The organism is Actinoplanes sp. ATCC 53533 (assembly GCF_003947245.1).
In genome coordinates this window covers 12,050-31,235 of the sequence record NZ_QHHV01000216.1, presented here as the reverse complement: position 1 = coordinate 31,235, position 19,186 = coordinate 12,050, and the positions used below count along the sequence as shown (strand labels likewise).

The 19,186-nt window shown below is 73.7% G+C and carries 16 protein-coding genes; 7 read left to right on the top strand and 9 right to left on the bottom strand.

The annotated features are described in order from the left end of the window. Window positions 1–128: 128 nt before the first annotated feature. The 4 genes from DMB66_RS48910 to DMB66_RS48895 all read right to left on the bottom strand — a co-directional run bounded on the left by DMB66_RS48910 (window position 129) and on the right by DMB66_RS48895 (window position 2,982). On the bottom strand, window positions 129–800 hold the full coding sequence (locus DMB66_RS48910) for a DUF998 domain-containing protein (RefSeq protein ID WP_158647605.1): 672 nt from the start codon (window positions 798–800) through the stop codon (window positions 129–131). 105 nt (window positions 801–905) lie between these two features. After that, complete coding sequence (locus tag DMB66_RS48905) at window positions 906–1,103, bottom strand: hypothetical protein (protein WP_125810956.1); 198 nt, start codon at window positions 1,101–1,103, stop codon at window positions 906–908. Window positions 1,104–1,235: 132 nt separating this feature from the next. Then, window positions 1,236–1,688: a DoxX family protein gene (locus DMB66_RS48900; RefSeq protein WP_125810955.1), complete on the bottom strand. Its 453-nt coding sequence runs from the start codon at window positions 1,686–1,688 to the stop codon at window positions 1,236–1,238. A 148-nt stretch (window positions 1,689–1,836) separates the two neighbouring features. Then, window positions 1,837–2,982, bottom strand: coding sequence for an acyl-CoA dehydrogenase family protein (locus DMB66_RS48895; protein WP_125810954.1), 1,146 nt, complete (start codon window positions 2,980–2,982; stop codon window positions 1,837–1,839). 78 nt (window positions 2,983–3,060) lie between these two features. Here DMB66_RS48895 and DMB66_RS48890 point away from each other — a divergent pair, with 78 nt between their 5' ends. Genes DMB66_RS48890 through DMB66_RS48870 form a run of 5 tightly spaced genes read left to right on the top strand, consistent with a single transcriptional unit; the run spans window position 3,061 to window position 11,448 of the window. Next, window positions 3,061–4,857, top strand: coding sequence for an acyclic terpene utilization AtuA family protein (locus DMB66_RS48890; protein ID WP_125810953.1), 1,797 nt, complete (start codon window positions 3,061–3,063; stop codon window positions 4,855–4,857). After that, complete coding sequence (locus DMB66_RS48885; RefSeq protein ID WP_370320758.1) at window positions 4,854–6,452, top strand: acyl-CoA carboxylase subunit beta; 1,599 nt, start codon at window positions 4,854–4,856, stop codon at window positions 6,450–6,452. Before DMB66_RS48890 ends, DMB66_RS48885 begins: the two co-directional genes overlap by 4 nt. An 8-nt stretch (window positions 6,453–6,460) precedes the next feature. Then, window positions 6,461–8,446: a biotin carboxylase N-terminal domain-containing protein gene (locus tag DMB66_RS48880; protein WP_125810952.1), complete on the top strand. Its 1,986-nt coding sequence runs from the start codon at window positions 6,461–6,463 to the stop codon at window positions 8,444–8,446. Continuing rightward, window positions 8,439–9,113 (top strand): TetR/AcrR family transcriptional regulator, encoded by a 675-nt coding sequence (locus tag DMB66_RS48875; protein WP_125810951.1) that lies wholly within the window; start codon window positions 8,439–8,441, stop codon window positions 9,111–9,113. Before DMB66_RS48880 ends, DMB66_RS48875 begins: the two co-directional genes overlap by 8 nt. Window positions 9,114–9,156: 43 nt before the next feature. Next, window positions 9,157–11,448: a bifunctional diguanylate cyclase/phosphodiesterase gene (locus DMB66_RS48870; protein ID WP_125810950.1), complete on the top strand. Its 2,292-nt coding sequence runs from the start codon at window positions 9,157–9,159 to the stop codon at window positions 11,446–11,448. Here the strand turns inward: DMB66_RS48870 and DMB66_RS48865 are convergent. The 4 genes from DMB66_RS48865 to DMB66_RS48850 form a co-directional block, all read right to left on the bottom strand. Then, on the bottom strand, window positions 11,422–12,198 hold the full coding sequence (locus tag DMB66_RS48865; RefSeq protein ID WP_233625384.1) for a heme ABC transporter ATP-binding protein: 777 nt from the start codon (window positions 12,196–12,198) through the stop codon (window positions 11,422–11,424). The two genes, DMB66_RS48870 and DMB66_RS48865, sit on opposite strands and share 27 nt — an antisense overlap. Then, window positions 12,195–13,535 carry an iron chelate uptake ABC transporter family permease subunit gene (locus DMB66_RS48860; protein WP_233625383.1) on the bottom strand — a complete coding sequence of 447 codons (1,341 nt, stop codon included), beginning with the start codon at window positions 13,533–13,535 and terminating at the stop codon, window positions 12,195–12,197. Before DMB66_RS48860 ends, DMB66_RS48865 begins: the two co-directional genes overlap by 4 nt. Further along, the gene (locus tag DMB66_RS48855) at window positions 13,532–14,485 is read right to left on the bottom strand and encodes a hemin ABC transporter substrate-binding protein (protein WP_233625382.1); all 954 of its coding nucleotides are present in this window, start codon (window positions 14,483–14,485) and stop codon (window positions 13,532–13,534) included. The genes DMB66_RS48860 and DMB66_RS48855 overlap by 4 nt, the downstream gene beginning before the upstream one ends. 278 nt (window positions 14,486–14,763) lie before the next feature. After that, window positions 14,764–15,534, bottom strand: a complete 771-nt coding sequence (locus tag DMB66_RS48850; protein WP_125810948.1) for a hypothetical protein — start codon at window positions 15,532–15,534, stop codon at window positions 14,764–14,766. Between the two features lie 164 nt (window positions 15,535–15,698). Here DMB66_RS48850 and DMB66_RS48845 point away from each other — a divergent pair, with 164 nt between their 5' ends. After that, a complete protein-coding gene (locus DMB66_RS48845) occupies window positions 15,699–16,865 on the top strand; it encodes an HtaA domain-containing protein (protein ID WP_125810947.1) in 1,167 nt (388 codons plus the stop codon). Window positions 16,866–17,190: 325 nt separating this feature from the next. Next, the gene (locus tag DMB66_RS48840; RefSeq protein ID WP_125810946.1) at window positions 17,191–18,075 is read left to right on the top strand and encodes a WxL protein peptidoglycan domain-containing protein; all 885 of its coding nucleotides are present in this window, start codon (window positions 17,191–17,193) and stop codon (window positions 18,073–18,075) included. On the opposite strand, the gene DMB66_RS48835 is transcribed toward DMB66_RS48840, so the two are convergent. After that, on the bottom strand, window positions 18,047–19,081 hold the full coding sequence (locus DMB66_RS48835; protein ID WP_125810945.1) for an NAD(P)-dependent alcohol dehydrogenase: 1,035 nt from the start codon (window positions 19,079–19,081) through the stop codon (window positions 18,047–18,049). The two genes, DMB66_RS48840 and DMB66_RS48835, sit on opposite strands and share 29 nt — an antisense overlap. Window positions 19,082–19,186 lie beyond the last annotated feature (105 nt).

Sequence of the window (19,186 nt, the reverse complement as noted above, 5' to 3'; positions counted from 1 at the left end):
TTCCTTTGACGCTCGTGACCCCGTTGAGGCATACCCACCCGCCACGAGGATCCCTCCGGGCGTGACGACGCGGCCGGCGACGTGGCCGGCGTCCGATCGCCGCTGCTGTCGGTCACCGCTGCCGTTGGTTATGGACGTGCGGTCCGGCGCGCGACGACCCGCGCGACGGTGATCTGCCAGCCGGCGTATGCGAGGACGAGGATCCGCTCCGGCCACCCGATCGGGACGTCCGGGCCGAAGCCGTCGTCGCCGAGCAGGACCGCCTGGGCGGTCAAGAACATGACCAGCGCGGCGAGCGGGAGCGCCGCGGTCCACCGCAGGAGGCGCCCAGGGACGGCAGGCCCGCCACTGCGGGCGAGTCCGAGGTTGACCAGCAATGCCGCGACCGGCAGGACCATGAGCGCGAGGCCCGCACCGAGGCCGTGCAGGGTGCCGCTGGTGGACAGTTGGTCCTGCGGCGTGTCGATCGGGTCGGTGACGAAGACTCCGCCGACGGCCGTACCGGCGGCCGCGAGCGCCAGGATGACCGCGCCGGCCCGGGTGAGCGCCTGCCGGGGCCCGGCGAGGAGCGCGACCGCGAGGGCGCCGTAGCCCACGGCGGAGAGCAGGAACGCAGTCACCATGAGCCAGCCGAGCCCGCCGACCGCGTACTCGCTCGTGGTCTGCCACCTCGGCGAGACATCGGGCCGGATCGCATGGATCAGCGTCAGCAGCACCAGGAACGCGATGCCAGCGAGGAAGGAGATGCCGGCGGCTGTCGGCCGGGTGCCCGGGTGGGCCAAGGCTGGTGTGGGGGTCACGATGCACGTCCTTCCGAAGCCGGATGGCTTCCTCAGGAGGTGGTCGTGGCCGCGTCGCGACTCTCGACATGCGACAGCCGGTGAGGATCACCCGGCTGCCCCGGATCAGGGCCGATCCGCGCAGCGGGATCGACCACGAGGCGGACCACCGCCACCGGCCGGGACCTCGAACACCAGCGCGATGACCGCCTGGCCGACGCCGACCACCACCAGCTGAGCCGCCGACAGCCGCGCGTCGGCGACCAGGTGGACGCTGGCGACGACCCACCGCCCGGGTGCGGCGCGGCCCGGCACCAGCTCCACCGCACGAAGACGGTGCCTAGGCCCGGACCGTCGCCACTCGCCCACCGGCCCACGGCCTACAGACCCACCGGCACGACCGGACGGAGCGGCCGCCGGCACGCGCCAGCGGTTGACGACCCGCGATCCGCTCCGCTAGCGCCGACTGCCGGCCAGATCGCGTTCGGGTGCGGTGGCTCGCGCGCCGCCGCGGCGACGGGCGATCAGCGCGTCGAGTGACCACGGGCCGGCGCCGAGTACCGCGATCGCCAGGAAGGCCCAGGCGTAGAGCGCCGGTGTGACGCCACCGTTCTGGATCGGCATGAGGGCCTCCGGCTGGTGCACGACGAAGTAGGCGTACGCCATCGAGCCGGAGGCGAGGATCGCGGCGGGGCGGGTGGCGAGGCCCGCGAGCACCAGGGCGCCGCAGACGAACTGGATCACGCCGGCGTACCAGCCCGGCCAGGTGCCGACCTCGACCGGCTGGCCGGAGCCGCGGCTGCCGCCGAGCAGCCCGAAGACCGAGGCCAGCCCGTGGCAGAGGAACAACAGGCCCACCACGATGCGGAAGAGCGACCAGACCGGAGCCGAGAAACGATGGGAGGGCATGGGATCTCCTTCGAAGCGGCGACCTTGATGCTTGAAGGTTAGAGAAACTAGGGCGACAACACAATGATGTGCGTCAATATCTCACGGAACGATGGGAGCGCTCCCATCCGCTGAGACAGCGCGGTCAGGCAGGCGGGCTGGCAGTCGGTCAGGCGGGCAGGCCGTCCAGGCGCGCCAGGACCTGGAGCATCACCTCGTCGGCGCCCGCGCCGATCGAGGTCAGCCGGGTGTCGCGCAGCAGCCGGGCGGTCCACGTCTCCTCGAGGTAGCCCATGCCGCCGTGGAACTGCAGGCACAGGTCGGCCACCTCGCGGATCAGCCGGCCCGCCTTGAGCTTCGCCACCGTCGCCGGCCGGGTGACGTCCTCGCCGGCCATCAGCGCCTCGCAGGTGACCAGGTTGTGGCTGCGCAGCAACTCCACCTCCGCCTGCAGCTCGGTGAGGCGGAAGGCGACGTACTGCCGCTCGGCGAGCGGACGGCCGAAGACCGTGCGGCCGCGGACGAACTCGCGCGTGCGGTCGAGCGCGTACTGGCAACTGCCGACGGTGGTGTACGCGGCGAACATCCGCTCGGTGACGAACTGCCGCATCTGCTGCTGGAAGCCGCGCCCCGCCTCGCCGATGGTGTTGGCGACCGGCACCCGTACGCCCTCCAGCACCAGCTCGGCGGTGTCGGAGCAGCGGTTGCCGAGCTTGTCGAAGGTGCGCGCGACGGTGAAGCCAGGCAGGTCGGTGGGCACCACGATCTGCGACATCCCCCGGTAGCCGCCCTCGTCCGAGGTGCGCGCGAGCAGGCAGATCCAGTCGGCCTGGGCGCCGTTGGTGATGTAGACCTTGCGCCCGGTGATGACCCAGTCGTCGCCGTCGCGCACCGCGCGGGTGCGCAGCCGGGCGACGTCGGAGCCGGTGTCCGGCTCGGTGACCGCGACGGCGGTGACCGCGGTGCCCGCGATGGCGGGTGCGAGGTAGCGCTCCTTCAGCTCCGGCGACCCGAACTCGTGCAGCGACGGCGTCGCCATCATCGCCTGGACCCCGATGGCCATGCCGACGCCGCTGGCGTGCATCCGCCCGTACGCCTCGGCGGCGACCATCTGGAAGCTGTGGTCGGCGCCCTCGCCGCCGTAGGCCTCCGCATATTCCAGGCCGAGCAGGCCGAGGGCCGCGGCCTTGGGAAACAGGTCGTGCAGCGGCACCCGCCCGGCCGCCTCCCAGCCGTCGACATGGGGGTTGATCTCGGTGTCGACGAACCGGCGGACGCTGTCGGAGAAGGCGCGATGGTCCTCGTTGAGCCGCATGCGGCGACGGTAACGAAGGGCACCCAGCAGAAACAAGCGTGCTTGCTTGTTTTTCTCGCCTGTGCCAATGTCACGGCCATGAGCCGGACCACGGATCCCGAGACGCTGCGCGTCGGCAACTGCTCCGGATTTTACGGCGACCGGCTCGCGGCGATGCGGGAAATGCTCACCGGCGGCGAGTTGGACGTGCTCACCGGGGACTACCTGGCCGAGCTGACCATGCTCATCCTCGGCCGGGACCGGATCGCCGACCCGGCGGCCGGCTACGCGCGCACGTTCCTCGCCCAGTTGCGGGACTGCCTGCGGATCGCGCTGGACCGGGGGGTCCGCATCGTCACCAACGCGGGCGGCGCCAATCCGGGCGGCCTGGTGGCGGCGATCCGCGAGCTGAGTCCGGAGCCCAGGATCGCGCTGGTGCACGGGGACGACCTGACCGCGCGGGCCGGCACGCTCGGGCTGGGCTCGCCCCTCGGCGCGCACGCCTACCTCGGCGCCTTCGGGATCGCCCGGGCGCTGGCCGCCGGTGCCGACATCGTCGTCACCGGGCGGGTGACCGACGCCTCGCTGCTCATCGGGCCGGCGATCGCGCACTTCGGCTGGGGCCGCACCGACTTCGACGCGCTCGCCGGCGCCACGGTCGCCGGCCACGTCATCGAGTGCGGCACCCAGGCCACCGGCGGTAACTACCCGTTCTTCACCGAGATCGACGACCTGCTCCGGCCCGGCTTCCCGGTCGCCGAGATCCGCCGGGACGGGTCCAGCGTCATCACGAAACACCCCGGCACCGGCGGGGCGGTCACCGTCGGCACGGTCACGGCCCAACTCGTGTACGAGGTGGACGACGCGCGCTACGCCGGGCCCGACGTCACCACCCGCCTCGACACGGTGTCGCTGCGGCAGGCCGGGCCGGACCGGGTGGAGATCACCGGGGTACGCGGCGAGCCCCCGCCGCCCGACGTCAAGGTCGCGTGCACGGCGATTGGCGGCTACCGCAACGAGATGACGGTCGTGCTCACCGGACTCGACATCGAGGCCAAGGCCGAGCTGTTCCGCCGCCAGTTCACCGCCGCCCGAGGCACCGAGCCGGCCGAGGTCACCTGGTCGCTGGCCCGGCTCGACACCCCGGACGCGCCGACCCAGCAGCAGGCGTCCGCGCTGCTGACCGTCGTCGCCCGCGACCCCGACGAGAAGGTGGCCGGCCGCGCGTTCGCCGCCGCCGCCGTGGAGGTCGCGCTGGCCTCGTACCCCGGATTCTTCGCCACGGCGCCGCCGGGGCGCGCCCATCCTTACGGCGTTTTCACCGCGGGCTACGTGCCCCAGGCGGTCCCCACGCACGAGGTGGTGTTCCACGACGGGACCACCGAGCGGATCGACCCGCCGCCGCTCACCCGGCCGCTCGCCCCGCTGCCCGGCCCTGAGGCCGCGCCCCGCGGCCCCGGGCCGACCCGTCGGCTGCCGCTCGGCACAATCGCCGGGGCGCGCTCCGGCGACAAGGGCGGGGACGCGAACGTGGGCCTCTGGGTGCGCGAGGACGCGGCATACCCCTGGCTGGCCGCGCTGATCACCGAGGACACCGTCCGCGACCTGCTCCCGGAGGCGGCGGCGCTGCCGGTACGGGTCACCCGGCTGCCCGCCATCCGCGCCGTCAACGTCGTCATCGAGGGCCTGCTGGGCCAGGGCGTCGCCTACCACGCGCGCTTCGACCCGCAGGCCAAAGGGCTCGGCGAGTGGCTGCGGTCGCGGCACGTGGAGATCCCCGAGGCACTGCTTGCCAAGGCCGACAACGTGGAGATCCCCGAGGCACTGCTCGACAAGGCCGACAACGTGGAGATCCCCGAGGCACTGCTCGACAAGGCCGACAAGGAGGAACGGTGACCATCCTGCGCTCCACCCTGGAACCGGACGCCGAGGACGCCCGCGCCGCGCGCCGGGCGATGCTCGACGCCCTCGACGGGCTCGCGGGCGAGTTCGCCAAGGCGGTGGCCGGCGGCGGCGACAAGGCGGTCGCCCGGCACCACGCGCGGGCGAAGCTGACCGCCCGCGAGCGGATCGAGCTGCTGCTCGACCTGGATTCGCCGTTCCTGGAACTGGCCGCGCTGGCGGGCTACGGCTCGCCGTTCACCGTGGGCGGCAGCGTCGTCGCCGGGATCGGCGTGGTCAGCGGGACGGAGTGCCTGCTGATCGCCAACGACCCCACGGTCAAGGGCGGCGCGAGCAATCCATGGTCGCTGCGCAAAACGCTGCGGATGCACGAGATCGCCCTGCAGAACCGGCTCCCGGTCATCGCGCTGGTCGAGTCCGGCGGTGCGGACCTGCCCACCCAGCGGGAGGTCTTCATCCCCGGCGGTGCGGTCTTCCGCAATCTCACCCGGCTGTCCGCCGCCGGGATCCCGACGATCGCGCTGGTCTTCGGCACCTCGACGGCCGGCGGCGCCTACCTGCCCGGGCTGAGCGACCACGTGGTCATGATCGAGAAGCGGTCGAAGGTGTTCCTCGCCGGTCCGCCGCTGGTCAAGGCCGCCACCGGCGAGGAGTCCGACGACGAGTCGCTGGGCGGCGCCGAGATGCACGCCCGGGTGTCCGGCCTCGCGGACCACTACGCGGTCGACGAGCAGGACGCCATCCGGATCGGGCGGCGGATCGTCGCCCGGCTGAACTGGCGCAAGGCGGCCGGCCCGGCGACGGCCGCGCCGAAGCCGCCGCGATACGCCGCCGAGGACCTGCTGTCGATCGTGCCGCCCGGCCTCAAGGCGCCGTTCGATCCCCGCGAGGTCATCGCCCGGATCGTCGACGACAGCGACTTCGACGAGTGGAAACCCCTGTACGGCGGCTCGCTGGTGACCGGCTGGGCCGAGCTGCACGGCTATCCGGTGGGCATCCTGGCCAACGCCCGCGGCGTGCTGTTCAGCGAGGAGTCGCAGAAGGCGACCCAGTTCATCCAGCTCGCCAACCGGTCGCACACTCCCCTGCTGTTCCTGCACAACACGACCGGCTACATGGTCGGCAAGGAGTACGAGCAGGGCGGGATCATCAAGCACGGCGCCATGATGATCAACGCGGTGTCGAACTCCACGGTCCCGCACATCTCGCTGCTCATCGGCAACTCGTACGGCGCCGGCCACTACGGCATGTGCGGCCGCGCCTACGACCCCCGGTTCCTGTTCAGCTGGCCGAGCGCGCGCTCGGCGGTGATGGGTGCCCAGCAACTCGCCGACGTCACCTACCTGGTGTCCAGGGCGTCGGCGCTGGCGCAGGGCAAGCCCTTCGACACCGAGGGCGCGCAGATCGTCCGGAACGCGATCGAACAGCAGATCGCCGCGGAGGCGCTGCCGGCGGTGCTGTCCGGGCTCGTCTACGACGACGGCATCATCGACCCGCGGGACACCCGCGACGTCCTCGGCGTCGCCCTCTCCGCGATCCACACCGCCCCGGTCCAAGGCACCGACGCCTTCGGCGTCTTCCGGATGTGAGGACTCGAATGAACCCGCCCCCGATCACCGCCGTGCTGGTCGCCAACCGCGGTGAGATCGCCCGCCGGATCTTCGCCACCTGCCGCCGGCGCGGCCTGGCCACCGTGGCCGTCTTCTCCGACGCCGACGCCGGCAGCCCGCACGTGCGGGAGGCCGACAGCGCGGTGCGCCTGCCCGGCGCCACGCCGGCCGAGACCTACCTGCGCGGCGACCTCGTCATCGCGGCGGCGCTGCGGGCCGGTGCCGACGCGATCCACCCCGGCTACGGCTTCCTCGCCGAGCACGCCGGCTTCGCTCAGGCCGTACAGGATGCGGGGTTGACCTGGATCGGTCCCGGCCCGGCGGCGATCGAGGCGATGGGTTCCAAGGTCGGCGCCAAGGCCATGATGGCCGCGGCCGGGGTGCCCGTGCTCGGCCTGCTCGACCCGGCCGCCATCACCGAGGCCGACCTGCCCGTGCTGGTCAAGGCGTCGTTCGGCGGCGGCGGGCGGGGCATGCGGATCGTCCGCACGCTCGCCGGGCTGCCGGCGGCCGTGGCGTCCGCCGAGCGCGAGGCCGCCGCCGCGTTCGGCGATCCGACCGTGTTCTGCGAGCGCTACCTGGAGTCCGGGCATCACGTCGAGGTGCAGATCCTGGCCGACGCCCACGGCACGGTCTGGGCGCTGGGCGAGCGCGAGTGCTCGCTGCAGCGCCGCCATCAGAAGGTCATCGAGGAGGCGCCGTCGCCGCTGGTCGACCGGCTGAGCCACCCGGAATCGGGCGGTGACCTGCGTGAGCGCCTGCTCGCCGCGGGCCGCGCCGCCGCGGCCGCAGTCGGCTACCGCGGGGCCGGGACGGTGGAGTTCCTCGCCGACGGCCGCGGCGACTTCTGGTTCCTCGAGATGAACACCCGCCTGCAGGTCGAGCATCCGGTCACCGAGTGCGTCACCGGCACCGACCTGGTCGGCCTGCAGCTCGACATCGCCGCGGGCCGCCCGCTGAGCGGTCCGGAGCCGGCCATGACCGGCCACGCCATCGAGGCCCGCCTGTACGCCGAGAGCCCCGCCGACGACTGGCGGCCGCAGACCGGCACCGTGGTCACCTTCGACGTTCCCGGCGTGACGGCCCGCTTCGGAGCCCTGGCCGCCGACGGGATCCGCCTCGACTCCGGCGTCGAGGACGGCAGCGTCGTCGGCACCCACTACGACGCCATGCTCGCCAAGGTCATCTCGTTCGCGCCGACCCGCGAGGCCGCGGCGAGGCAACTCGCCGGCGCCCTGCGCCGTTCGCGCGTGCACGGCGTGACCACCAACCGCGACCTGCTGGTCGCGAGCCTGCTGCACCCGGAGTTCCTGGCCGGCACGGCCGACACCGGCTTCTACGACGCCCATCCGCCGGCCGCGCTGACCGCCGGCGGTGGCCTGGAGCCGGCGCTCGGCGCGCTGGTCGCGGCCCTGGCGGACGCCGCGGCCGAGCGCGGCCCGCTGCTGCCCGGCCTGGCGAGCGGATTCCGCAACATCCCGGTCGGCTACCGCAGCCGCGGCTATGCCGCCGGCGAACGGGAGATCGAGGTGCGCTACCGGTTCGGCCGCGACGGCCTCGAGGTCGCGGGATCGCCGGGGGTCTCGCTGGTCGACGCCGCCGGCGACCGCGTCGTCCTCGACCTCGACGGCGTCCGCCGGAGCTGGACGGTGGGCCGGTTCGACGACCGCGTGGTCGTCGACGGCCCGCAGGGCTCGGTCGAGCTGCGCCGGGTGCCCCGCTTCACCGACCCGACGGTGCGGCTGCCGGCGGGTGCGCTGGCGGCCCCGATGCCCGGCACTGTGGTGCGCGTCGAGGTGCGCGTCGGCGAGCAGGTCAAGGCCGGTCAGCCGCTGATCTGGCTGGAGGCGATGAAGATGGAGCACGTGGTGCACGCCCCGGCGGCCGGCACGGTGGCGGAGCTGCCGGTCGTCGTCGGGCAACAGGTCAGCCAGGGCACGACGCTCGCGGTGGTGTCGAGCACGGATGACTGACGGTTCCGCGCCGAAGCAGGACCGGTCCCGGGAGACCCGCCGGCGGTTGCTGGCGGCGGCCATCCGGTGCCTGGCCGACCACGGGTGGGAGGTCTCGACGGTCGGCTTCATCGCGGTCGAGGCCGGCATCAGCCGCGGCGCGGTGCAGCACCACTTCCGCACCCGCGAGGCACTCATCATCGCCGCCCTGGAACACATGTTCGCCGAGCGCGTGGCGCTGCTCGACGCGCTGCCCGACCCCGGGGGTGCCGGGCCCGACCGGGTGCACGCCGTGGTGTCCGGCCTGGTCGACGCCATCGGGGGCGAGCTGTTCCGGGCCGCGCTGCAGGTGTGGACCGTGGCGGCCGCCGATCCCGAGTTGCGCTCCGCCGTGGTCCCGCTGGAGCGCCACTTCGCCCGCGGCGTGCACCGCCGCGCCGTACGGCTGCTGCGGGTCGACGACAGCGACCCCGCCGTGCGCGGCCTCATCCAGGCCACCCTCGATCTGGCCCGCGGCCTGGCCCTCGCCGACGTGCTCACCGACGACTCCCGCCGGCGGGCCGGGGTCGTCCGCGCCTGGTCGAACCAGCTGGCGGCCGCCCTGGCGGGCGGTGCGGCCGGCCGGCCGGCACCGTCTCAGCAATCCGGCCACCCGGCCGAAGAGGGAGGTGCAGGCCCCACGACGTGACGCGGGTCGACGCACGCATCTCGCCGGCTGAGGGGACCCGCCCATGGTTACGCCACCGAAGTGGCTGCGGAGCACGGCCATGCGGGTGTTCGAGCCGCTCCTGGCCCTGCCGGTGCTGGCCGTCCTGCACGAGTTCGGACTGCTCGGTCCCGCACCGCTGTGGCTGCTGGTTCTCCTGGTGCTCACCAGCAGCGTCATCCAGCAGCCGGAGGTCCAGCAACGACTGGCCGGCGGCGGCACCCAGCCTAGGCTGCACCTGGTGGTCGCCCTGCAGTTCGGCCTCGTCGGGGTGGTCATCTATCTCAGCGGGTGGGGGCCGCTGCTGGCGATGGTGTTCGCCATCGTCGCGACGCACTGCCTGCGGACGTTCGGGTCGGTCGTCTGGCGCCCGTTGGTGGTCTGGATGGTGGTCGTCATCGCCGCCGGTCAGACGGGCCTCGCGCTCGGCTGGGTGTACAGCCATCTGCCGACCCAGACGGTGGCGCAGGTCGCCGGGTTGCTCGGCGCGCAGATCGGCGTCCTGCTGATCCGGGCGCTCGGCATCTCGGCGGAGAAGATCGAGCACGCGGAGGCGGAGGTCCGCAGCCGGGAGGAGCGCTTCCGCGCCCTGGTGCAGGACTCCTCGGACGTGGTCAGCATCGTCGACCGCGCCGGGAAGACCCGGTACGTGAGCCCCGCCATCGAGCATCTCACCGGGCTGCGGCCCGACGAGTTCATGGCCGCCGAATACCAGCGCTGGCTCCACACCGACGACCACATCGACGCCGCCCGGGTCTTCGAGCGGTCCCTCGCCGACCCCGGCGGCGAGCACCGCGTCGAACTGCGGCTGTGGCACGCCAACGGCGACCTGCGCTGGATGGAGGTCACCCTCCGCAACCTGCTCGACAATCCCGCCGTCGACGGGCTCGTCGCCACCTACCGCGACGTCACCGAGCGCCGCGCCATCCAGGAACGCCTCATCCACGACGCCAACCACGACCTGCTCACCGGGCTGTCCAACCGGGCCGCGTTCCTGCGCGGACTGCAGGACAGTTTCACCGACGCCGCGTCGGCCCGCACCCCGGCGGTGCTCTTCGTCGACCTGGACGGCTTCAAACAGGTCAACGACACCCACGGCCACCAGGCCGGCGACGCCCTGATCATCGCCGTCGCCGCGATGCTGCGCCGCAGCGTGCTCGGCTCCGACGTCGTCGGCCGGCTCGGCGGCGACGAGTTCGGCATCGTGCTGACCGGGGTCTCCTCCAGCGACGACGCCGTCACCGTCGCGAAGCGGATCCTCGCCGAGATGGACCACCCGGTGACCGTCGGCGACCAGGAACTCTTCGCCCGGGCCAGCATCGGCATCGCGGTCGCCGCACCCGACCACACCGACGCCGACGAACTGCTCCACCACGCCGACATCGCCATGTACAGCGCCAAACGGCGCCACACCCACAGCTACCAGCTCTACGTCGACGGCATGCGCGACCCCGCCGTCGACGCCGTGGCCCTCGACGACGAACTGCGCCAAGCCGTCGGCAACGGCGAACTGCGCCTGCACTACCAGCCGATCGTCGCCCTCGACGGCGGCGACCTGATCGGCTTCGAGGCCCTCCTGCGCTGGCAGCATCCGGCCAGAGGGCTGCTGCCGCCCGCGGAGTTCATCCCCCTGGCCGAGCAGACCGGCACCATCAGCGAGCTCGGCGCGTGGGCCCTCGAACACGCCTCCCACCAGGTGCTCGACTGGCAGACGCGGGTGCCGGCCGGGCGGCGCCTCAAACTCAGCGTCAACCTCTCGCCGCACCAGCTCGAACGCCCGGACCTGGTCACCGAGGTCCTCACCATCCTGCGGCGCACCGGATTCCACCCCGACGACCTCGTCCTCGAAATCACCGAGACCGCGCTGGTCCGCGACGAATCGGCGATTCCGGTGCTCACCGCGCTGCGCGCCGAGGGCATCCGGATCGCCCTCGACGACTTCGGCACCGGCTACTCCTCGCTGAAGTACCTCACCCGGCTCCCGGTCGACATCCTGAAGATCGACCGGTGCTTCGTCGCCGAACTGAACGGCACCGGCAGCGCCTCCGCGGTCGCCGAGGCCATGGTCCGGCTGGCCCAGGTCCTGCACCTGGAGACCGTCGCCGAGGGCATCGAGGACGCCGCGCAGCTCACCGAGCTCACCCTGCTCGGCTGCCAGAGCGGCCAGGGCTACCACTTCGCCCGGCCGCTGGAAGCCGGCGCCGTCGACCGGCTGATCGCCGGGTCGGCGACCCGGTGGCCCGCGCTGGAGGTCCCGGCGCCGCTCGCGCCGGCGGAGGCCGCGTACGGCTCAGCGAGCCTCGGCACGCCGGGGTAGCACCAGCGGAACGCCCGTCCTCGGGTGGCCGATGACCTCCACCTCGTGCTGGTAGACGTCGCTGAGCAGGGCCTCGGTGAACACCTCCGCGGGTGGGCCGTGGCCGCGCACCCGGCCGCGGGCGAGCAGGTAGACCCGGTCGGCGTGGGCGGCGGCCAGCCCGAGATCGTGCAGCACCACGACGACCGCGTCACCCGCCGCGGCCCGTTCGCGCATCGTCGTCAGGACGAGTTCCTGGTGGCGCAGGTCCAGCGCGGCGGTGGGCTCGTCGAGCAACAGCACCGGGCTGCGCTGGGCGAGGATCCGGGCGAGGGCGGTCCGGGCCTGCTCGCCGCCGGACAGCGCCGGGAACGGCCGGGCGCCGAACGCCGCCGTCCCGGTGCGGCGCATCGCCTCGGCCACGATCTCGTCGTCCGCCGCGCTCTCCGGCCGCCCGCGCCACGGCGCCCGGCCCATCCGCACCACGTCCCGGACGGTGAACGGGAACGACAGCGTGCTCCGCTGCGGCAGCACCGCCCGGCGCCGGGCGAGATCGGCCGGCCGGTAGCCGCCCAGGACCCGGCCGTCGAGCAGGACCTCCCCGGCCCGGGGCCGCACGTCGCCCGCGAGCGCGGCGAGCAAGGTCGACTTCCCGGCGCCGTTCGGCCCGGCCAGGACCACGACTTCGCCGCCGTCGACCCGAAAATCAACATCGTCGACCACGGTACGGCCACCGAGGTCGACGCTGACGCCGTGCGCCGCCAGGCTCACCCCCAGCCTCCGGCCCGCGCCCGGGTGCGGCGCAGCAGCCAGAAGAAGGCCGGCCCGCCGACCACCGCGGTGAGCACACCGAGCGGCAGTTCCTGATAGTCGATCGCGGTACGGGCGATGAGGTCGCCGGTGACCACGACGACGGCGCCACCCAGCGCGCTGGCGGGCACCAGGATCCGATGGCCGGGCCCGGCGACCATCCGGATCAGGTGCGGCACGACCAGCCCGACGAAACTGATGATGCCGGTGAACGCGACCGCCGACGCGGTGAGCAGGGCGGTCGCGACGATGGCGGTGACGCGCAGCCGCTCGGTGTCCACCCCGAGGTGCCGGGCCGGCGCCTCGCCCAGGGCCAGCAGGTCGAGCCGGCGCGCGCAGACCGCCGCGACGCCGAGGCCGGCCGCCGCGGCCGGGGCGGCGACCGCGACGGCGCCCCAGGTGGCCTGGGCGAGGCTGCCGAGTTGCCAGAACGCGATCGCCCGGACGCCGTCGTCGTCGGTGAGGAACATCAGCAGGCCGAGCAGCGCGCCGGCGGTGGCGTTCACGGCGACGCCGGTCAGGACCAGCGTGACGACCTCGGTGCGGCCACCGGAGCGGGCCATCGCATACACGGCGAAGGTCGTGAGCAGGCCGCCGACGAACGCCGCGGCGGCGATCGTCCAGGTGCCGAAGATGGTGACGCCACCGACGATCGCCGCGGCCGCACCGACCGCGGCGCCCGCGGCGACGCCGACCACGCCGGGCTCGGCCAGCGGGTTGCCGAAGACGCCTTGCATCAGCGCACCCGCGCAGCCCAGGGCCGCACCGACGACCACGGCGAGCATCACCCTCGGGAATCGGACCAGCCAGAGCGCGTTGTCACCCTGCGCGGCGGCCGGCATCGGCCCGAGGTCGAGACCGAGCCGGTGCAGCAGGGACCCGATGACCTCAGCCGGTGAGACCGGCACCTGCCCGGACCCGGCGGCAACCAGGCAGAGCACGGCGAGCCCCGCCGCGAGGCCGGCGATCAGCCAACGTGGCCCCGGGCCGGCGCGGCGCTCCGGCCCGGCGCCGGGCTCCGGCTCCGCCGCGCGCTCCGCCCGCCCGGCGAGATCGGCGCCGGACTCCGGCCCGCAGACGAGAGCAGCGCCGGGCTCAGGCCCGCCGACGGCCTCGACACCAGGCACCGCCCCGTCGGCGAGATCAGCGCTGGGCTCCGGCCCGCCGACGGCCTCGACACCAGGCCCCGCCCCGTCAGCGAGATCAGCGCCGGACTCAGGCCCGTCGACGGCCTCGACACCAGGCCCCGCCCCGTTGGCGAGATCGGCGCCGGGCTCCGGCCGGTCGGCGCGGGTCATCGGCACGGGCCGTACACCGCCTCAGCGAGCGCGGCGACCGCCTGGCCGGTGCGGCCGCCGAAGTTGAGCAGAATGCCGTCGTCCATGTCGACGATCCGCCGGTTGGCCCCCGCCGGTGTCTGCGCGACCCCGGGGAGCTTGAGCAGCCCGTCCACACCGCCGACGGAGGTGAGGCCCTCGGTCATCACCAGGATCACCTCCGGCGCGGCGTTGATCAGTCCCTCGCTGGTGAGCGGGCGGAACTTCTTCAGGCCGATGGCGCTGCCCGCGTCGACCGCGCCGATCGCCTCGATCATCGCGTCGGAGCCGGCGCCCCTGCCGCCGATCAGGAAGACCCCGGCGGTGCCGCGAACGTAGAGGAAGGCGATCCGCGGTGCCGTGCCGGACTTCGGGGCCGACGCGCGGGCGGTGTCGATCTCGGACTGGACGCGGGTGACGAGCCGCTCCCCCGCCTCGGGCACGCCGAGCGCGGCGGCCACGGCCCGGACGTGCCGGGGCACGGCCTGCAGGGTCTGCTCGTCGTCGACGATGACGACCGGGATGCCGGCCGCGCGCACCTGGTCGAGGACCTTGGGCGGGCCGATGCTCGCGTCGGCGATCAGCACGGTCGGGTTGAGGTCGAGCATCGCCTCGGCGGACAGGTCATGGCCCTGCGGGGTGACCAGGGGCAGCCCGGCGGCGGCCGGGAAGGTGGTCGAGGTGTCGCGGCCGATCACCCGGTCGCCGAGGCCGAGGCTGAAGACAAGCTCGGCGAGCGAGCCGTAGAGGTTGACGGCGAGGATCCGGTCGGCACTGGTGACGGTGACCTCGCGGCCGTCCGCGGAGTCGACGGTGGCCGGCAGCTTCGGCGTGGGGCGCGGGTCCAGCGGGGTGACGTCCTCGGTCTTAAGCGTGGCGGTCGCGGCGCCGCAGCCCGGCCCGGCGGCCGTTTCCGGGCCGATCTCACTCACCGCGGTGCACCCGCCGGCCAAGAGCAGCAAGCCGGCCAGGCCAACCAGAACCTTCCACCCAGCAGGCTTCCTACGACCTCCCACGCGATCCGGCCACGCCATGCGGCCCTCCACGCGATCCGCCCGCGTCATGCGACCCTCCACGCCATCCGCCCGCGCCATGCGACCCTCCACGCCATCCGCCCGCGCCATGCGACCCTCCACGCCATCCGCCCGCGCCATGCGACCCTCCACGCCATCCGGCCACGCCATGCGGCTCTCGATGCCATGCGGCCGCGTCATGCGGCTCTCCGGGCGGCGCTGCGGCGGCGCAGGCGGCCGATGACGGTGGCGCCGAGCAGGCCGGTCAGGAAGGCGCCCGCGATGGCCCACCAGTGGCCGAGCGGGGTCGCCGCGGTGGTCCGGGCCAGCGGGATCGCCTGGCTGCGCATCGCGGCCGCCGCGGTGGCCGACGGCGGTGCGGCGGTGGCGAGCCGGCCGGTGGGCGGCCCGGCGGGTTTGCTCTTCCCGGTGGCCGGCCCGGTCGGTGTGGCGCCTCCGGGCACCGCGACCGCGGTGGCCGCAGTTCCGGTCGCCGGCGGCGCGAACCGGACCGCGACGCGGACGTCCTGGGAGCGGTCGCTGGTGCGGGTGTGGTCGGCGCGGGTGACGATGGCGCAGCCGCGGAGCGCGCAGTCGACGTCGCCGATCCGCTGGCTCACCCTGATCGACACCCGGAAGGTCCCGCCCTTGCCGTACGCCTTGGCGAGCCCCTCGCCGTAGGACGGCGGGTTCGAGGAGATCCAGCTGGATGTGCCCGAGGCGCCGGACATGTCGGCGCCGCCACCGCACGGCGACGGCATCACTCCGGCGCCGTTGTCGACACAGAACGCCACATAGATGCCCTTGCTGACGTCGTACCCCCGGCCTGAGACGGTGACCGTCTCGCCGGCCCGGCTCAGGCCGCGGGTCTTGGAGACGGAGAGCTTGCCGGCCGCCTGGGCGGGCGCCACTGCGACGACCTGTAGTCCGGCGGTGGCCAGCAGCGCCACAACGGCCGCGGTTCTCACGGTGATCCCCTTTCCCGATTAATTAGGTGAGGCTAACCTAACAAGCAAGCCGGAGGCAGGGTGCGATCGTTCACATGATCTTGGATTGCCTAGCGAGTTAGGTGAGGCTAACCTAACCGAGCTCGCAACCGCGGGCAACTGGCCATCCAGAAAGGACACTGAGCATGGCCGTACCCCTGCCCGGCCCGCGTCGGGTCGCACTGTGGGCGAGTGCCGTCACCCTCGGCGCCGCCGCGGCGCTGACCGGCACCGCACCCGCCCTCGCCGCGCCGGCCGACGTCGCCGGCGGGAGCCTCGACTGGGGCTTCAAGGCGTCGTTCCGCTCGTACGTCTCCACCGGCAACGGCAACCCGCCCATCGCCACCAGCGACGGCGCGACCCGCAACGCCGACGGGACGTTCGACTTCCCGGCCGCCGGCGGCAGCTACGACGCCGCGGCCGGGACCGCGACGGTCCACTACGGTGGCACCGTCGTGTTCTCGTATCCGGCACACTTCTTCCAGATCACCCTGGCCAACCCGAGCGTCGTCGTCGACGGCGACGGGACCGGTTCGCTGCTCGCCGACGTCGACCTCGTGGCCAACGGCGGCACCACCGAGCAGCACCTGGACCAGGCGGAGATCGCCACCCTGGTGACCACCGCCCCGACGGTCACCGGCGGCGACATCAGCTTCAACGGGCTCGCCGCGACCCTCACCGCCGAGGGTGCGAGCGCGTTCGCGGGCTTCTACGCCGCGGGCAGCGCGCTCGACCCGGTCACCGCTTCGGCCTCCACCTCGGCCACCCCCGAGGAGCCGGAGGAGCCCGCCGATCCGGAGGAGCCCGCGGAGCCCGAGGAGCCCGGCAGCGGTTCCGCGACCCAGCGGATCACCGCGGCCGTGACCGGTGGTGCGCTCACGCTCACCTCCGCCGGCTCCACGACGGCGCTGTCCGCCGTCACCCCGGGCCAGACCGCGACCGGCACCCTCAACCCGGTCACGGTCAGCGACCTGCGCGGCACCAACAGCGGGTGGGATCTCGTCGGTCAGGTCACCGACTTCACCAATGCCGGTGGAGCCGTCGTCCCCGCCGACAACCTGGGCTGGGCGCCCACCGCCGCCGTCGCCACCAGCAACCTGGTGGCCGCCGACGGCGTGGCCAACGCGGTGACGCCCGGCGGTCCCGCCGCTCCGGGCGCGGGCAGTGGCCTGGGCAGCAGCCGCACCCTGTGCACCGCCGACCCGGGAAGCAGCCTCGGCAGCTCGACGTGCGGCGCGGGGCTGAGCCTCGGCGTGCCCGAGTCCAGCGCCGCCGGTGAGTACAGCGCCGTACTCACCCTGACCCTCGCCTGAGCCTACGGCGGGAGAACCGGCCGGGGGCCCCGATATGACCCCCGGCCGGCCCAGGCCATCGTAAGGAGCACCATGCCGGTCCGCGCCACCGCCGCCCTCCTGCTCGCCGCCGCGCTCGTGATGCCCGCCGCGCCAGCCCAGGCGGCGCCGGCGGACGGCGCCCCCCGACGGTCCGTGCAACTCGGCAAGGCCGACCCGCCGCGCCAGGCCATGAATAAGGCGCCGGCAGACGGCGCCCCCCAACGGTCCGTGCAACTCGGCAAGGCCGACCCGCCGCGCCAGGCCATGAGTAAGGCGCCGGCGGACGGCGCCCCCCGCCTGGTCCGTGCAGCCCTCGACCGCGAAGGGCCCGGACGGCCGGGACTACTTCATCCGCCGGGCCGCGCCCGGCGAGCGGCTCACCGACCACGTCGGCATCACCAACCTGACCGGCGAACCCCAGACCTTCTCCGTGTACGGCACCGACGCGTTCACCACCGCCGACGGTGCCTTCGCGCTGCTGCCCGCGGCCCGGTCCCCCACCGACGTCGGCTCGTGGATCGCGCTGGCGCGGCGCGCGTACACGATCCCGGCGAACACCCGCCTCGACGTGCCGTTCTCGCTGACCGTGCCCACCAACGCGACGCCCGGCGACCACGCGGGCGGCATCATCGCCGCGGTCACCGAGGAACAGACCGACGCCAAGGGCCAGAAGGTGCTCGTCGACCGGCGCATCGCGGCCCGCGTCTACCTCACCGTCGCCGGCGCGACCGCGCCGAGGCTCAGCATCGACACGGTACGGCTGGAGTACCGCCAGTCCGCGAACCCGGCCGACGGCGGCGCGATGACGGTGACCTACCAGGTGCGCAACACCGGCAACCTGCGGCTCAGCGGCACCGGCTCGATCCGGCTCACCGGCCCGTTCGGCTGGGAGCTGGCCCGGACCGGCGGCATGACGATCCCGGAACTGCTGCCCGGCGGCGCGCTGACCGTCACCGAGCGGATCGTCGGCGTGCAGCCCACGCTGCGGCTGACGGCTCAGGTCGAGGTAGAGCCGGCCACCTTCACCCAGAAACTGCCGGCGGTGGCCCGTACCACCGGGGTCTGGGCCTGGCCGTGGGCGCTCGCCGCCGCACTCGGCCTGGCGTTGCTCTACCTCGCGTCCCGCCTGATCCGCCGGCGTCTCGCCGGCCGGCGCGGCCCTACTCCTGGACGGCCACGACCGTCTTGAGGACCGCCGGATCGGTTCGGCCCATGGTCAGCGCCCGCTCGGTCTCGGCCAGCGGCAGCCGGGCGCCGACGAGCGCGTCCAGGTCTATCCGGCCGGCCGCCACCAGCGAGATCGCGTCCGGGTAGGTGTGGGCGTACCGGAAGGTGCCGGTGACCGACAGTTCCCTGTTCTGTATCGCCTGCACGGGCAGTGACTGCTCGGCGGACGGGCTCATCCCGACCAGCACCGCCCGGCCGAGCGGTCGCAGCGACCTGATGCCGGCGCTGGCGACCGCCGGCGACCCGGTGCATTCGAGCAGCACCTCGGGCCGGAACGCGGCATAGTCCACCGTGTCGCGGGCGTCGATGACGCTGTCCACGTCGAACTCGCCGGCCGCCTTCAGCCGCGCGGGATGCACGTCGGCCAGGCCGACCCAGCCGGCACCGGCCGCCCGGGCGGCGAGCGCGGCCAGCACGCCGATCGGGCCGGCGCCGGTGACCAGCACCCGCGAGCCGATCCCGGTGGCCGCCCGGCGGTTCGCCCAGATGCCGACCGACAGCGGCTCGATGAGTGCCGCCGCGTCGTCGCTCAGCGCGTCCGGCACCGGATGGGCGAACGCCGCGTTGACCGTGACGTAGCGGGCCAGGGCGCCGTCGATGGGTGGGGTGGCGAAGAACCGCACGCCGGGGCACAGGTTGTAGGTGCCGCGCCGGCACTGCTCGCAGTGCCCGCACGGCACGCCGGGTTCGATGGCGACCCGGCGGCCGGCCTCGATGGTGGTCACGCCGGGACCCAGCTCGACCACCACGCCGCCGGCTTCGTGGCCCAGGACCATGGGGCTCTCGACCACGTAGTCGCCGATCCGGCCGTGCTCGTAGTAGTGGACGTCCGATCCGCAGATACCCACCGAGCTCACCTTGACCAGCACCTCGCCGGGCCCCGGCGCCGGCATGGGCCGTTCGGAGATGCGCAGGTCGCCCGGGGAGTGCAGGACGGCCGCGAGATTGCCTACCGATTCCACGCTCATGTGCCGAGCCTGCACCACCGCTGAGCTGCCCGTCCATGGTCATCGGGGCGGTCGGCGGCGGGCCCGGTGCCGGCCCGCCCGATCATCGGCCACCGGTGACCGATT

Coding starts and splice junctions, on each gene's coding strand:
- DMB66_RS48845 (WP_125810947.1), top strand. CDS start 15,699: ATGGCCGTACCCCTGCCCGGCCCGCGTCGGGTCGCACTGTGGGCGAGT.
- DMB66_RS48880 (WP_125810952.1), top strand. CDS start 6,461: ATGAACCCGCCCCCGATCACCGCCGTGCTGGTCGCCAACCGCGGTGAG.
- DMB66_RS48890 (WP_125810953.1), top strand. CDS start 3,061: ATGAGCCGGACCACGGATCCCGAGACGCTGCGCGTCGGCAACTGCTCC.
- DMB66_RS48895 (WP_125810954.1), bottom strand. CDS start 2,982: ATGCGGCTCAACGAGGACCATCGCGCCTTCTCCGACAGCGTCCGCCGG.
- DMB66_RS48870 (WP_125810950.1), top strand. CDS start 9,157: ATGGTTACGCCACCGAAGTGGCTGCGGAGCACGGCCATGCGGGTGTTC.
- DMB66_RS48875 (WP_125810951.1), top strand. CDS start 8,439: ATGACTGACGGTTCCGCGCCGAAGCAGGACCGGTCCCGGGAGACCCGC.
- DMB66_RS48860 (WP_233625383.1), bottom strand. CDS start 13,535: ATGACCCGCGCCGACCGGCCGGAGCCCGGCGCCGATCTCGCCAACGGG.
- DMB66_RS48900 (WP_125810955.1), bottom strand. CDS start 1,688: ATGCCCTCCCATCGTTTCTCGGCTCCGGTCTGGTCGCTCTTCCGCATC.
- DMB66_RS48835 (WP_125810945.1), bottom strand. CDS start 19,081: ATGAGCGTGGAATCGGTAGGCAATCTCGCGGCCGTCCTGCACTCCCCG.